Annotated in this window: 12 protein-coding genes and 1 other annotated feature (1 of these 13 running past the window's edge); of the genes, 5 read left to right on the top strand and 7 right to left on the bottom strand. The window is 48.5% G+C overall.

Features of this window, described 5'->3' with window-relative positions; genetic code table 11:
• Positions 1–206 (bottom strand) — a sequence feature (16S ribosomal RNA rRNA prediction is too short); it reaches 96 nt to the left of the window's first position.
• A 633-nt stretch (positions 207–839) separates the two neighbouring features.
• The 4 genes from grxC to Q320_RS0103750 all read left to right on the top strand — a co-directional run bounded on the left by grxC (position 840) and on the right by Q320_RS0103750 (position 3,425).
• On the top strand, positions 840–1,091 hold the full coding sequence (gene grxC, locus Q320_RS0103735; protein ID WP_027467898.1) for a glutaredoxin 3: 252 nt from the start codon (positions 840–842) through the stop codon (positions 1,089–1,091).
• A 209-nt stretch (positions 1,092–1,300) separates the two neighbouring features.
• Positions 1,301–1,786 (top strand): protein-export chaperone SecB, encoded by a 486-nt coding sequence (gene secB, locus Q320_RS0103740; RefSeq protein WP_027467899.1) that lies wholly within the window; start codon positions 1,301–1,303, stop codon positions 1,784–1,786.
• Positions 1,767–2,243, top strand: a complete 477-nt coding sequence (locus Q320_RS0103745) for an SH3 domain-containing protein (RefSeq protein WP_051534434.1) — start codon at positions 1,767–1,769, stop codon at positions 2,241–2,243. The genes secB and Q320_RS0103745 overlap by 20 nt, the downstream gene beginning before the upstream one ends.
• A 189-nt stretch (positions 2,244–2,432) precedes the next feature.
• A complete protein-coding gene (locus Q320_RS0103750) occupies positions 2,433–3,425 on the top strand; it encodes an NAD(P)H-dependent glycerol-3-phosphate dehydrogenase (RefSeq protein ID WP_027467901.1) in 993 nt (330 codons plus the stop codon).
• A 530-nt stretch (positions 3,426–3,955) separates the two neighbouring features.
• Here the strand turns inward: Q320_RS0103750 and Q320_RS18330 are convergent.
• The 5 genes from Q320_RS18330 to argS form a co-directional block, all read right to left on the bottom strand.
• Positions 3,956–4,549: a tetratricopeptide repeat protein gene (locus tag Q320_RS18330; RefSeq protein WP_051534435.1), complete on the bottom strand. Its 594-nt coding sequence runs from the start codon at positions 4,547–4,549 to the stop codon at positions 3,956–3,958.
• Between the two features lie 45 nt (positions 4,550–4,594).
• Positions 4,595–5,659 (bottom strand): tRNA 2-thiouridine(34) synthase MnmA, encoded by a 1,065-nt coding sequence (mnmA, locus tag Q320_RS0103760; RefSeq protein ID WP_035852084.1) that lies wholly within the window; start codon positions 5,657–5,659, stop codon positions 4,595–4,597.
• Positions 5,656–6,138 (bottom strand): NUDIX hydrolase, encoded by a 483-nt coding sequence (locus tag Q320_RS18335; RefSeq protein WP_051534453.1) that lies wholly within the window; start codon positions 6,136–6,138, stop codon positions 5,656–5,658. The genes mnmA and Q320_RS18335 overlap by 4 nt, the downstream gene beginning before the upstream one ends.
• Positions 6,139–6,377: 239 nt before the next feature.
• On the bottom strand, positions 6,378–8,117 hold the full coding sequence (locus Q320_RS18340; RefSeq protein WP_051534436.1) for a response regulator: 1,740 nt from the start codon (positions 8,115–8,117) through the stop codon (positions 6,378–6,380).
• Positions 8,118–8,257: 140 nt separating this feature from the next.
• Positions 8,258–9,973, bottom strand: coding sequence for an arginine--tRNA ligase (argS, locus tag Q320_RS0103775; protein ID WP_027467903.1), 1,716 nt, complete (start codon positions 9,971–9,973; stop codon positions 8,258–8,260).
• A 407-nt stretch (positions 9,974–10,380) separates the two neighbouring features.
• On the opposite strand from argS, the gene Q320_RS18345 reads away from it, so the two are divergent.
• The gene (locus Q320_RS18345) at positions 10,381–11,532 is read left to right on the top strand and encodes a dienelactone hydrolase family protein (protein ID WP_051534437.1); all 1,152 of its coding nucleotides are present in this window, start codon (positions 10,381–10,383) and stop codon (positions 11,530–11,532) included.
• A 155-nt stretch (positions 11,533–11,687) separates the two neighbouring features.
• On the opposite strand, the gene Q320_RS0103785 is transcribed toward Q320_RS18345, so the two are convergent.
• Positions 11,688–13,316 carry a methyl-accepting chemotaxis protein gene (locus Q320_RS0103785; protein ID WP_027467904.1) on the bottom strand — a complete coding sequence of 543 codons (1,629 nt, stop codon included), beginning with the start codon at positions 13,314–13,316 and terminating at the stop codon, positions 11,688–11,690.
• A gap of 126 nt (positions 13,317–13,442) precedes the next feature.
• Entirely contained in the window at positions 13,443–14,321 is an 879-nt protein-coding gene (gene htpX / locus Q320_RS0103790) for a protease HtpX (RefSeq protein WP_027467905.1), read from the bottom strand.
• Positions 14,322–14,552 lie beyond the last annotated feature (231 nt).

Genomic DNA, 14,552 nt, shown 5'->3' on the forward strand with positions numbered 1-14,552 from the left:
TTACCCTACCAACTAGCTAATCAGCCATCGGCTGCTCCAATCACGTGAGGCTCTTGCGAGTCCCCCACTTTCCCCCTCAGGGCGTATGCGGTATTAGCACTCCTTTCGAAGCGTTATCCCCCATGACTGGGTACATTCCGATGTATTACTCACCCGTTCGCCACTCGTCAGCGGAGCAAGCACCCTGTTACCGTTCGACTTGCATGTGTAAAGCATGCCGCCAGCGTTCAATCTGAGCCAGGATCAAACTCTTTCGTTTAATCTCTGTGCTAATTTGTACAACTTGGCTTACTTTTGAAATGGTTTTAAGGCCATTCCTACATCACTTCTAACCGATTAGATTTACATCTAACCGATCATTTTGAGAGTGTAAGCACTTGTTTGACTGGCAAACTAAGCACTCACACTCATCGGCTGTATTTTGTTAAAGATCAGTGGCTTAGACACCGAAACTAGCTGGAAAACTGCTTGTTTCGTTTGCTGTGTCAGCAGCAGAGAGGCCGAAATATACGGCACAGCCCCACACACGTCAACACCTACGTGCAAAGAAAATTCAAGTAGGTAGATAAGTCGTTGATTTACATAGAAACCAAATTGAAACAAAAATACAGCAAAGGCTAGAAACCAAAAAGGGCGCTAACGCGCCCTTTGTTAAAAACAATTCAAAACCATCGAAATTCAGATCAATCGCATCGATAAATCAATCGCGCGCGTTACTTAGAGTGAGTTTTTACACTGTAAATCGCCAAGCAATCCGTACATTGACTCTTGTTTCCCTTTATTTTGCCCTTATGTTGTAAGAACAAACAATCAATGGCCAAGTGCCACAGGAGTTCCAAATGGCCAAAGTCGTTATGTATAGCACGGGCTATTGCCCATATTGCGATCGTGCGGAGCGTTTGCTGCAACATAAAGGTGTTACTAATTTAGAAAAGATTCGCGTTGATCTTGATCCTAGCCAACGTGAAGTGATGGTGGCTCGTGGACAGCGCACCGTACCGCAGATCTATATAGATGATTTTCATGTTGGTGGTTTTGATGACTTGGCAGCACTAGACCGTGCTGGCAAACTCGATCCACTATTAAATTAAGCAAAACTTTTCTTGCATCGTTATCTTGCCTCGCCGTACTTCACGTACTGATCTTCGGCTTTGATGCCTTGCCATAAAATATTTTGCACGATTTAGGTTTAAACAAATAATGATTCGCAGGTGGCATCCAAGCTGCAAACTATGCGATGATTTCCGCCGAACCCAATAGAGTTCTATTTATATAACAACCGCTTTAAAAAGGGATGGACATGAGCGAAGAAACTCAAGCAGTACAAGAAGAATCACAACAACCGATTTTTGCCGTACAAAAACTCTATGTAACCGATATTTCGCTTGAGTCGCCAAGTGCGCCGAACGCGTTTATGGAACAAGAGCAACCAGAATTCAATATTCAATTCCGCAACCAAGCTCGCGGCTTTGATAATGGTTTCTTTGAAGCCAGCCTGACTGTGACTGCGACGGCTAAAGCTGAAGACCGCACCGTGTTCTTGGTTGAAGTAACGCAAGCCGGTTTGTTCCAAATCGAAAACGTGCCTGAAACTGAAATGGATCCATTGCTTGGCATTGGCTGCCCAAGCATTTTGTTCCCGTACTTGCGCGAAGCCGTTTCTGATTTGACGACCCGTGCTGGCTTCCCACCGCTATTGTTGCAGCCGATCAATTTTGAAGGCATCTATATGCAACAGCGCCAACAAGCTGCCGCACAAGAAGCCAATGAACAAACCACTCATTAATTTAATGGCGCGATCTGCGCTATTGAGCCGAGTGTTCGCTGTGAGCCTACTTGCCGTTATGGCAAGTGGCGCTCAGGCGATTGAATATCGCTCCACGGCCAGACATGGCGTTATTTTTTATGACGCTCCGGCAGAAACCTCTGCCAAACGTTTTATCCTCAGCGCCAACATTCCGCTCGAAGTGATGAGTGAACAAGGCGACTGGCTCCGGGTTCGCGACCGCGACGGAACGCTAAGCTGGATCAAAAAATCAGATGTGGCAACGCGCCGCTTTGTCCAAGTCAATCGCCTTAGCGATGTGCGGCAAGCCGCCAACCCCCAATCCCCTATTCTATTTAAAGCAGAACGTAATCTCCTGCTTGAACGCATCGATGCCAGCAACACTGGCTGGATCAAAGTGAAATACCGCGACGGCCAAACTGGCTACATTCGTATCGAAGATGTTTGGGGCGCTTAGAGCGTATTTTTAAAGTGCTGCGCATACCGTGATAACGGGTCGGGCGGTGCTCAGAATCCTCATGTACAAAGCGTACATTCCGGTTCCTGCGCTCCGGCCTCGCCGTTCTGACGGGCACTCGCTACTTTTAAAACACACTCTTAAGCTGCACCAACTCAGCATCAACAACACCATCACGAGGACTTTCCATTGAAACTTGCTGTTTTAGGTGCTGGCGCTTGGGGAACCGCGCTCGCCATTCGTTTTGCTGATCGCCAAACCGTCAGCCTATGGTCGCGTGAAGCGGAACAAGTCGCCCAAATGCAAGCCGCAGGCTGCAATGAACGTTACCTCGCCAATGCGCCCTTCCCAAGCAATCTCACTGTCACCGCCTCATTGGCAGACGCTGTTCTTGATGCAGGATTGATTTTGATTGTGACGCCAATGGCGGGATTACGCAGCACGCTCAAAGCCTTGCGTGAACTCGGCAGCACCGCGCCCGTATTGTGGGCATGTAAAGGCCTAGAAGCGGGAACAATGAAATTGCCGCATCAAGTGGCGCTTGAAGAAATGGATGATGCGATCCCGCGCGGCATGTTGTCTGGCCCAAGTTTTGCACAAGAAGTCGCCAAAGGCCTGCCGGCGGCAGTGACTATTGCATCAAGCGACGCCGCTTTTGCGCAGCATGTCGTGCAAGAACTCAATACCTCGGTACTGCGCCTCTATGCTAGCGACGATTTGATCGGCGTTGAAATCGGCGCGGCAGTGAAGAACGTCATGGCGATTGCCGCTGGTGTGGCTGACGGTTTAAACCTCGGCCTGAACGCGCGCGCCGCATTATTGACGCGTGGCCTCGCAGAAATGGCGCGCTTCTCGACGGCGCTCGGCGGCAAAGCTGAAACGATGATGGGTTTGGCAGGGATTGGTGACTTGATGCTGACCGCGACTGGCGATTTATCGCGCAACCGCCGTGTGGGTCTGTTGCTCGCACAGGGTTTGAACTTGGACGAAGTGTTAAAAAACCTCGGCCACGTCGCCGAAGGCGTACCGACTGCGCGTGAAGTCGTCAGCCAAGCCGCCGCACTGAATATTGAGATGCCCATCAGCCGAGCCGTTTGCCAAGTGCTGTTTGAAAATGTGCCCGTCAGCGAAATCATCACCGACCTGATGGGCCGCAGCCCAAAGATGGAAACGATGCAATAAGAGGTATTTAACTCTAGCTATTTACTGATAATGGCTACATTGATATACCAAAGGGAAAGCCACTCGATTGAGTGGCTTTTTTAATTCAGAGACCACGAAACCGCGGTCGGCATTTAATAGGAAATCGTAGATAACGAATGGCAAAAACATGCAGCGCGATAATTATGGCGTTGCAGTATCGATGCGGCCGTAGGGTGGGTTAGGCCGCCGCATGGCATCGAGAAACAGTATTGCGTTTCGGCCGCGTACCCACCGGAACGCGATTTTAGATAGGACAGCGTCACGGTGGGTTACGTCCGCTTTAGCAGCTGCGCCTCTGAAACACAGTGTGGCGGACTATAACCCACCCTACGATTGCACCAGATTCGGCTTTATTGCGGCTTACGAGTTGCAATAGGAGTATTTAACTATAGCCATTTATAAACAATGGCTAGATAGCAATACCCATAAAGAAGCCACTCGATTGAGTGGCTTCTTTTAATGAGAGAAATAAAGAATCCGATAAAGTAGCAGCAGGTAGCTCCGATACTTTAGTTTTTTAAGTACACTGCAATCGCTTTGTTTAAATTGTTTGGTTTTGCCATTTCACGGCTTAATATCTGACCCGCAGCAATTTGCTTTGGTGTCATTGAAGTCAACACTCGCTCCCTGCCCTCGCTCCCATTAGTCGTAGAGTCCATTGCTGCAAGGTTAAATAAAGCATAAGCGATTACTTTATTCTGTGGAACTCCACGACCACTTGCATACATAACCGCGAGATTGTTTATTGCTGAAGCCTCCCCTTGCTCAGCGGCCTTCCGATACCAACTCAGAGCATTTGCAAAATCTTGAGGTACGCCTTTCCCATTGTCGTACATCCATCCAATACCCACTTGCGATGCCGCATCGCCTTTCTGTGCTAGTGGCATAAGAGCTTCAAACGCCCGAGTGAAATCTTCTGCTTTTAGTGTCGAAAAAAGCTCATTTACGTCAGAACTCGCCCCCACTACCTTTGTCGATTTTTTAATGGGATTGTTTGCAAAAGATACATTTCCATTTTCATCGATATGTTTATCTATACCCGCATTTACTGTGGTAGATAACATAAAAGTGAAACCTATAACAACAAAACAAAAAATTTTCATTTGAAACAAATCCTTTAAAAAAATTACTTCACTAACGCATTATCCTCACTGAATAATCCCACCACCCAAGCAAACCTCATCCTTATACAGCACCATCGATTGTCCCGGTGTCATCGCCCATTGGGGTTCGTCGAACACCAGCTTCACACCGCCGTCGACATAGCTTAGCGTACACGCCGCGTCTTGTTGGCGGTAACGGGTTTTGGCGGTGTAACGCCCTTCCGCTGGCGTTTCGCCCAGAATCCACGAGCAATCTTGCGCGATCATCGTGTTATTCAGTAGCAGCGGGTGATCGTGGCCTTGCACCACCAGCAGCTCGTTGGTTTCTAGATTTTTGCCGGCAACAAACCACGGCTCGGTATTACCTTTGGTACCGCCGATGCCAAGTCCGCCGCGTTGACCGAGCGTGTGGTACATCAGGCCTTGATGCTCGCCCATCACTTTGCCTTCAGGCGTCACCATTTTGCCCGGTGTTTTCGGCAAGTAACGATTTAAAAACTCGCGGAATGGCCGCTCGCCGATAAAGCAAATTCCAGTGGAATCTTTTTTCTTGGCATTCGGCAGATTGATTTGCTCGGCAATCACGCGCACTTCAGTTTTTTGCAAATCACCCAACGGGAACACCGCATGCGAAATTTGCTCTTGGCTCAGGCGATACAAGAAATAGGTTTGATCTTTGCTTTGATCGGCTGCGCGCAGCATTTCGGTGCGGCCGTCGCTCCGCAGACGCGTTTTCGCGTAATGCCCTGTCGCCAATTTTGCACCGCCAAGCTTAATCGCGAATTCCAAAAACGATTTAAATTTGATTTCGCTATTACACAAAATATCGGGATTCGGCGTGCGGCCAGCCGAGTATTCGGCGAGGAAATGCGCGAATACGCGGTCTTTATATTCGGTCGCGAAATTGACCAGCTCGATGTCGATGTCCAACAAATCGGCCACCGCAATTGCGTCCATGCTGTCTTCTTTGATCGAGCAATATTCGTCGCTATTGTCGTCTTCCCAGTTTTGCATAAACACGCCGTGCACTTCATGCCCCGCCGCTTTGAGTAAATGCGCGGCTACTGACGAATCCACACCGCCCGACAATCCAATTACAATTTTCGTCATTTCGCTAATCCATCAAACTTTTGAATTTCATCGAACGTCTGTAGTACCGCCAGCGGGTAAGACTTACCCGCCAAATAATCATCCACACATGCCAAAATCAAGGGGCTGCGATGCTGCTCGCGCCGCGCCACCAGCTCATCGCGCGTCAACCACACCGCAGCTTCAATGCCTTCGTCAAGCAACCCCAGCACCAGCGATTCATCGTGCTCGCCTAATTCGCCCGTAAAGGCAAAACGCAGATAGGTTAAATCCGTGCCCGGCACCGTCCACTGATACAGGCCTTGAAACGCGGTTGGCGTAAAGTGATACGCGGTTTCTTCCCGCGTTTCGCGCGCGCAGGCGGCGGCAATCGACTCGCCAAATTCAACATGCCCAGCAGGTTGATTGAGTTTAATCTCGCCGTTGATGCGCTCTTCGACCATTAAAAAACGGCCGCCCTGCTCAATCACCGCGGCAACGGTAGCATTGGGTTTCCACATATCGATTTCTTGTGAATTTTTGAATACGGCGATTTTACCTGATCGCGGTAATGGGCGGGGTAAGCTTGCGACGGCAGGATTGCCGCCAGAGCGGCTTTTTATCGCAGCACTGAATGCCAATAGAAAACAATGAATTAGGGTATATCGATACAGGCATTAATAATTAATGGCTACATCAATATACCCATAGTTTTCAACAATAAGTACTGACTATCCTAGCAAAATGATTAAGCTAGGCATCACGTCCACTCGTGCAGCGCTTGCTTTAATAATTCAGGGCGAATCGGCTTGGCGAGGAAATCGTCCATGCCCGCATCTAGGCAACGCTGTCTATCTTCGGCCATTGCATTGGCGGTCAACGCGATAATCGGTACGCGCGTTGGCGCGGTTTGTTCAGTAACGCGAATTCGCCGCGTAGCTTCTAAACCATCCATTTCTGGCATTTGCATATCCATCAACACCACATCGACCGTTTGCTGCGCCAAAATCGCTAATGCAATGTGGCCATTTTCGGCGCAAATGACGCTATGGCCTTGGCTTTCTAGCAAGCGCGTCGCGACTAAACGATTGGTTGGATTGTCTTCAGCCAATAAGACCTGCAAAGGGCGCAATTGCAATGGCAGCACATAAGGCGCGGGCTCTAATGCTTCAGCCGAAAACGGCCACATCAACTCAAAGCGAAAGAGCGTTCCGCCTTGTGGATTGGCCGCCGCAATCAGCTCGCCGCCCATACCACGCACCAAACGACGCGCAATGGTTAAGCCCAAACCTGTACCGCCATGCGCCCGAGTTGACGAGCCGTCGGCCTGTACAAAAGCATCAAACACGGTCGCCAATTGCGCAGGCGGAATGCCAACGCCAGTGTCGATGACAGCAATATTGAGCTGGCAAAATTGTGCATATGACTGCGCTCGCACGCGCAGCGTGACTGAGCCTTGCTCGGTAAATTTAATCGCATTACCCAACAAATTAACGAGCACTTGGCGTAAACGCAATTCATCGCCGAGCAAACAAAGCGAATCGCTGCCCTGAAAATCGAGCAGCAACTGAATGCCTTGGCTTTTGGCGCTCAAACTAAACATCTGCAACACGCCATTGAGCAAAGTATTTATTTGCACGGGCTGCGCCTGCAACTCCAAACGATTGGCTTCAATTTTGGATAAATCCAGCACGTCATTGACCAGCGCCAGCAATAAATCAGCCGATTGATTAATCACATCGACTTTCTCTTTTTGCAGCGGCGACAGCGATGTTTGCGCTAGCAAATGCGCCATGCCGACAATGCCATTCATCGGAGTACGGATTTCATGGCTCACATTGGCGATAAATTCGGTTTTGGCGCGATTGGCTTGTTCGGCTTGATTGCGCGCGGCGACCAAATCTTCGGCCAAGCGCGTTTGTGTGAGTTCTAGCTCCAAACTTTCCAACATCGTATCGCGGTAGTTGTCGGCGCTTTTGAGCAGCGCAAAAAAGAAAAATACATACATAATCGCCAACGTCATATTCATCGACGTCGGATTCACAATACCATTGAGCCACATCGGTAGCGTCATACAAAAAGCATAAATTCGCATTGCCGAGCGCATCGGTGATAGCACCGGCATGGCGCCCACGGTCAGCCCTGAAAACACCAGAGCAGTCAAAATCGACAACAACATCGAACTCGACAGCATCAAATAAACGCCACCGATGCCCCACAATGTGCTCGAAATACTAACGCCGATGAGATGAATTTTGCGCCAATACTCATCACGATATCGCGCAGGATTGCGCTGATAGCGGCGAAAAACCGATAGGCGATACAGCGCAAAACCACAAACACAAAACCACCACAGCCCCAGCAACCAAATCGAATGCTCGTTGCGATGCAAAATCAAAAGCGTAGTCGCCGCGACAATACCAACATATTGCCCGCTGGCCGCCTTGCGATAACTCAGCGCCGTTGTGCGCTGTAAAATTGCGGCATCGTTTACCGTCATCCATTGCCATCCAAATTTTTAAGCTGCTTAGACGTTATAAAGGCGGCCAAACTACTGGCCGCCTGAACAAAGCTTATCATTACATCAAGAGACAGATATTACACTGCCATTTTACTTGTTGTAATTTTTAATGCGCTACATTACATCGCGTCTAAAACCTTAATCCCGAGCAAGTTCAAACCTGCCGCCAACACTTTGGCCGTCAAATCGCAGACTTTCAAACGCGACGCATTGGTCACGCCGTCTTGATTCACTGGGCAGTTTTCATAAAAGCGCGAGAACATCGTCGCCACGCTATATAAATACGCGCACAGCAAATGCGGCTGGCTGTCTTTGGCAACCGCATGAACCACATCGCTAAAGCGCGCTAACTCCAGCGCTAAGGCGTGCTCCGCGGGTTCGGTCAACACAATCGCTGCGTTTTGATCGTAATCCGTTACTTTGCGGAAAATACTCTTCACACGGGTGTAGGCATATTGCAGATACGGTGCGGTATTGCCCTCGAAACTCAACATCGAGTTCCAATTGAAGATGTAATCGGTGGTGCGGCTTTTGGATAGATCGGCGTATTTCAATGCGCCGATACCGACTGCATTGGCGATGTCACGGCGAGTGGCTTCGTCCAAGCTTGGGTTTTTCTCTGAAACTAAGGTAAAAGCACGTTCTTGCGCTTCGTCGAGCAAGTCGACTAATTTCACCACATCGCCTGAGCGGGTTTTAAACGGCTTGCCGTCTTCGCCCATCATTGTGCCGAAGGCGATATGTTCCAACGATACGGATTCGGGCGCGAATTTGGCCTTTTTGGCAATCGTGAACAATTGCTGGAAATGCAGTGCTTGCCGCGCATCGACCACATACAAGCAACGATCAATTTTCAGCTCTCGCACACGGTAGCGGATCGCGCCCAGATCGGTGGTGGCATACAAATAACCGCCGTCTTTTTTCTGAATAATGCTCGCTTGTGGCTCGCCGTCTTTGTTTTTGAATTCATCCAAAAACACCACTTGCGCGCCTTCGCTCTCCACCAGCAAACCTTGATCGCGCAATTCATCGACGATAATCGGCAAATCTGCATTGTAAAAACTCTCGCCGCGCACATCGCCATCATCAAGCAAGACGTTGAGTTTTTGGTAAACCGCATTGCAATGCGACAAGGAAACTTCAACAAAACGTTTCCACAGCGCATTCACTTCCGCGTCGCCGCCTTGTAGTTTTACGACGTAATCGCGTGCGGTATTGGCAAAGGAAGCATCTTCATCAAAACGCGCTTTGGCGCGGCGATAAAAGCCTTCCAAATCTTTTAGCGCAATATCAGCATTACCTTCTTGCTGCTGCTCGATCAAGAACGCCACCAACATGCCAAACTGCGTGCCCCAGTCGCCCACGTGATTTTGCCGCGTCACATTCATGCCAACGTAGGCCTGCACTCGCGCCAGCGCATCGCCAATAATCGTCGAGCGCAAATGGCCGACGTGCATTTCTTTGGCCAAATTCACTGATGAATATTCAACCATCACATGCTGCGCAAGAAGTTGCGCCACGCCGAGATGCTCATCTTTTAATGCCGTTTCAACGTAAGCCGCCAAGTAGGCGTTATCGAGTTTGATATTGATAAAGCCAGGGCCGGCGATTTCGAGCGCGCTAGCAATGCCAGTCAAATCCACCGCATCGATAATTTTTTGCGCCAATTCACGTGGATTGAGCTTGAGTGCTTTGGCTGCGCCCATCACGCCATTCATTTGATAATCGCCAAATTCTGGACGACTCGCCGCTTGCACCAAAGGCTGTGCATCTGGCGCACCGACTGCGGCCAAGGCGGCGGCAAAACGAGAATTCAATAAGGGAAGTAAAGACACAGACAGCTCCGAAAAGAACAAACGCCGAGATTCAGCGGCATAACAGCGCTAAAACGCGACGTTTAAATGATTGATTACCCGCAATTCTACGGGGGTGAGACAGGAGGGGCAAACCTTAAACCGTATTTAGGCTGCATCAAAAATAAAAATCGCCACTAAACATGATGTATATCGCTCTAAGCCTTATTAAATAATATCTACATAGCAATACCCATTACTTGAATAAGATCGCCATGTTTTAATTCTACTTATCAATTCGCTGGCCTCAAGCACTAATCAAAGTACGGTCTAAATTTGGCATCTCATCATAAAACAAAGCCGCTCTTCGGCTGCATCTGCCAATTGCTTTCGCAAAAAGCAAGGTGATACACTCAAAGTCCGCAATATAACTTTACACAGATCAACAGATGAAAAACCTCAAACTGTTTTTAGCCACGGCAGTGCTTTCCACCTGCGCGATTGCCGCCAATGAGCTTCCACTGCGCACAGACTTAAATGAAAAAGTGCTGATGATCCCTGTCGACAAAACGTTTTACGGCGGTGATATCAGCTTAGAAACCACTTTATTCAAACCCGATGGCGATGGGCCGTTTCCTTTAGTCATCATTAATGATGGTAAGTCGCTCGGTAATCCGTCGTTTCAAGATCGTTCCCGTTACTCGCTGATGGCGACAGAATTTCTCAAACGTGGTTATGCTGTGGCCCTGCCGATGCAGCGAGGATTTAGCAAATCAGGCGGCTCAAATTTTTACTTGGAAGGTTGCAATAGCCCTTATGGCGCTGCGCTCAAGCAGGCTGCTGACGTGCGTACAGTGATCGCCCATTTTGCGAAAACACCCGAAATTGATACCAAGAAAGTCATCGTTGCAGGTCAATCGTTTGGCGGCCTCGGCACTATGGCGCTAGCAAGCGACGCGCCGGATGGCGTGAAGCTACTCTTGAATTTTGCTGGCGGTTTGAAATATGAGGGTTGTCAGTGGGAAAGTACATTGAAGTATACATTTGAGAAATTAGGTGAAAATGCCAAAACACCTTCTCTATGGTTTTATGGTGAAAACGATAGCTTTTTCCCGCCTGAGTTATCCAAGCAACTGTACAGCAATTTTAATAAAACCAACGCCAGCGCAGAAATGATCTCCTTCGGCAAATTCAGAGGCGATGCGCATGGCATGTTTGGTACCCGCGAAGGTTTTGATAGCATTTGGTGGCCTGTTGTTGAAAAGAAATTAATTTCATTAAATATGCCGACGGCGATTATTCATCCGCAATATGATTCAAATAATAAAACAGAGAGCACCGGTTATGCACAAATAGATCAGCTTGAAAAGCTGCCCGAGTTTACAAGACCTAAATGTAAAGAAAAGTACGCCAGCTTTATTAAAGAAACAGCAGGGCAACGCGTTTTTGCAATTGCTGAAAATGGTGGCTGCGGATTTTCTTGGGGCGAGGATGATAAAGAAAACCAATTTATGGCGATGAATTACTGCGAACGAGTGTCCAAAGGCACACCATGCCAACTGTATTTAGTCGACGATAAAGTGGTTTGGCCGAACAGCTAATTGATTAATCAATCGCCTGAAATCAAAAATAGAGCAGCCGCAAGCTGCTCTATTTTTTTGCATTATTTCAAGAAACCAAAACCATCCCTATATAAGAGCATCCCGCGACTAAAAGTGAAAGAATAAGCGACCAATCTATTCTCTCAAGCAACCAGCTAAATCTTAAAGCGCGCGACCACTTGCTGCATGCTCTGCGCGGTTTGGCTCAGCGTGTCGGCGGCAACTGTGGTTTCATGGATAGCGCGGCTGGTTTGTTCGGCTTGCGCTGATATTTGCTCGATACGCACAGCGACATCAGTCGATGCTTCGGATTGCTCGCTGAGCGAGCTACTCAAATTACGCACAATCGCCGATACCTGTTGCGCCATTTGCCGCAAATTAGCAATCGCATCACCAGCCGATTGCGCCAACGTAACGCTGCTATCAACCAGCTGAACGCCGCGGCCTACGCCTTGCACAACGACCGCAGTAGAGCTTTGAATATCTTGCACTGTTCTGGAAATCTCGCGAGTTGATTCAGCGGTTCGCTCAGCCAATTTACGCACCTCATCGGCGACGACCGCAAAGCCTCGCCCCATATCGCCAGCGCGTGCAGCTTCAATCGCGGCATTGAGTGCCAGCAAATTCGTTTGATCGGCAATATCGCGAATAATCGCCACAATCTGTGAAATCTTGGCTGATTCATTCGCCAATTGACCGATTTGTTCTGCCGCTTCTTTAACGACCACGGCCACTTGCTCAATTTGCAATTGCAACGCTGACAGCGCTTCATTTCCTAATTGAGCCTGATGATCTGAATTGTGCGCCAAATTCGCCGCATCCCCCGTACTCACAGCAACATGGTTAATCGACACAACGAGTTCTTCGACATTAGCGGCAATGGCCGCCGCCGCGCTGCTTTGAATTTCGGATGCGTGATCAATTTGATGGACGGTGGCGTTCAATCGCGTGCTGGAGCCTTGGATGATTTCAGCGCTTTTTCTGGTTTCGCCCATTGAAATACGCAATGCGCTTTGCATATCACCGACCGAAGTTACCAACTGGCCAACTTCATCTCGGCTGGCTACTGGCAATTGCCCGCGTAAATCACCGTTTGCGATTAAATTGGCCGCGTTGATTAAGCCTTTAAGACGCAGCTCAATATGTCGTGCGATTAAATACGCCAAAAACAGGGCAAAAATCGAACCCAATATCAAAGCAAAAGTACCAATTTGGGTTGCCGAATTTACATTTTTCTCGGCTTTGGCCGCAGCGGCATCCGAGCCTTCGCGATTATATTTCACTAAAGCATCGGTTTGATCACGAAGTAAATTAGCCGCCTTAACCCATGTAGTTTTACGCAATTGCTGCGCTTCGTCTTCTTTACCCGCTTTTGCCAACTCAATGGCTTCAGATACGGCACTGCGATAAGCATTGGCAGCTTCGATAGAGCGCATATAAATGCCGCGTTCTTCATCACTTTGAATCAGTTTTTCATAGCTTTGAAATGCCGCGATAACTTCTTCATCGAGTTTTTTTAATGATGATTCCAGTTTGGTTTTTTCTTCCGCAGAGCCCGGTAATAAATACTCCAAACTGCGTACGCGATAGCGCAAACGTAACTGACTAATTTCACCCGCCGCTTGCACTGAAGGCAGCCAGTTTTTGGCAATCTGTAGTGTGTCTTTACCTACATTTTGAATTTGAAACACACAAAATAAAATGGCGATAATTAAGATGCCGCCCGTGAGCAGAAAATTAATAAATAACTTATATCGCAAGCTAATATCATCAAACCAGCGCATCGCGTTCCCCTGCATCATTCACATTAAGCCGACTTAATTTATAGCCTTTATTGCAAAATAAACTTAAACAAAAAAGCCCCGCTTCATCCAAAAATGAAGCGGGGCTTTTTGAAGAGTAAAGCAAAGTTATCGCATAGCTTGCAGCGCGGCGATGCGATCTTCCATCGCTGGGTGAGAGCTAAATAGCGATGACCAACCCGCTTTGGCCGAAATACCCGAGGCCGCCATATTGCTCGGCAATGAGTTCGGCTGCATGCCGCCCAAACGACGCAGTGCGTCTATCATCGGCGCCCTGTCGCCCATCAATTGCGCCGCACCCGCATCGGCACGGAATTCGCGTTGGCGTGAGAAATACATAACGATGACGCTAGCCAAAATCCCGAACACGATGTCACAGACGACCACGGTAATCCAATAGCCAATACCTGGGCCAGATGATTCTTCGTTGTCGCGGCGCAAAAATGAATCGACCAAATAACCGACGACGCGGGCGAGGAAAAATACAAAGGTATTCACAACGCCTTGAATCAAAGTCATCGTCACCATATCGCCATTTTTAACGTGGGCGATTTCATGTGCTAAAACCGCTTCGATTTCGCGGTGCGTCATGCTGTAGAGCAAGCCAGTCGACACCGCGACCAGCGAATTATTTTTACTTGGGCCGGTCGCAAATGCGTTCGGCTCGCCTTCGTAAATCGCCACTTCAGGCATCGCAATTTGCGCGCGTTGCGCTAAGCGCGCCACCGTATCAAATAGCCATTTTTCATCCGCATTGCGCGGCTGAGCAATCACTTGCGCGCCCGTGCTCCATTTGGCCATTTGTTTTGAGATGGCCAAAGAGATAAACGCACCACCAAAACCCAATACGCCAGCGAACATCAATAGCATCGGCAAATTCAGGCCGTTCGCGCTAATAAAGCGATTTAATCCAAATATATTAATAAAAATACCCAACACCACCATGATGGCAATATTGGTGCCGATTAATAGTATCGTTCGTTTCACAATTCCCTCCTTATTTAGACCCGCAAAAGTTTTCGTGATTGCATCGTCGTTTCCCAAAACGTACTTCACGCACAAACCGAGGTATCAACGCCTTGCCATCCAACTTTTGCACGAGTCTTTAATATTACTTAGTCGATTGACTGATCCGAATCGGAATAAGTTCCTTGGCTACCATTTTGCGTTTGAACGCGCGGCTCAAGGTATAAATGGCAATGAGTGCGAATAAAATCA

Source organism: Deefgea rivuli DSM 18356, assembly GCF_000620145.1.
Taxonomy (GTDB): domain Bacteria; phylum Pseudomonadota; class Gammaproteobacteria; order Burkholderiales; family Chitinibacteraceae; genus Deefgea; species Deefgea rivuli.

Excerpts from the sequence above, each read along its gene's own strand:
- grxC (WP_027467898.1), top strand. The coding sequence starts at position 840 with ATGGCCAAAGTCGTTATGTATAGCACGGGCTATTGCCCATATTGCGAT.
- secB (WP_027467899.1), top strand. The coding sequence starts at position 1,301 with ATGAGCGAAGAAACTCAAGCAGTACAAGAAGAATCACAACAACCGATT.
- Q320_RS0103745 (WP_051534434.1), top strand. The coding sequence starts at position 1,767 with ATGAACAAACCACTCATTAATTTAATGGCGCGATCTGCGCTATTGAGC.
- Q320_RS18330 (WP_051534435.1), bottom strand. The coding sequence starts at position 4,549 with ATGAAAATTTTTTGTTTTGTTGTTATAGGTTTCACTTTTATGTTATCT.
- mnmA (WP_035852084.1), bottom strand. The coding sequence starts at position 5,659 with ATGACGAAAATTGTAATTGGATTGTCGGGCGGTGTGGATTCGTCAGTA.
- Q320_RS18335 (WP_051534453.1), bottom strand. The coding sequence starts at position 6,138 with ATGTGGAAACCCAATGCTACCGTTGCCGCGGTGATTGAGCAGGGCGGC.
- Q320_RS18340 (WP_051534436.1), bottom strand. The coding sequence starts at position 8,117 with ATGACGGTAAACGATGCCGCAATTTTACAGCGCACAACGGCGCTGAGT.
- Q320_RS18345 (WP_051534437.1), top strand. The coding sequence starts at position 10,381 with ATGAAAAACCTCAAACTGTTTTTAGCCACGGCAGTGCTTTCCACCTGC.
- Q320_RS0103785 (WP_027467904.1), bottom strand. The coding sequence starts at position 13,316 with ATGCGCTGGTTTGATGATATTAGCTTGCGATATAAGTTATTTATTAAT.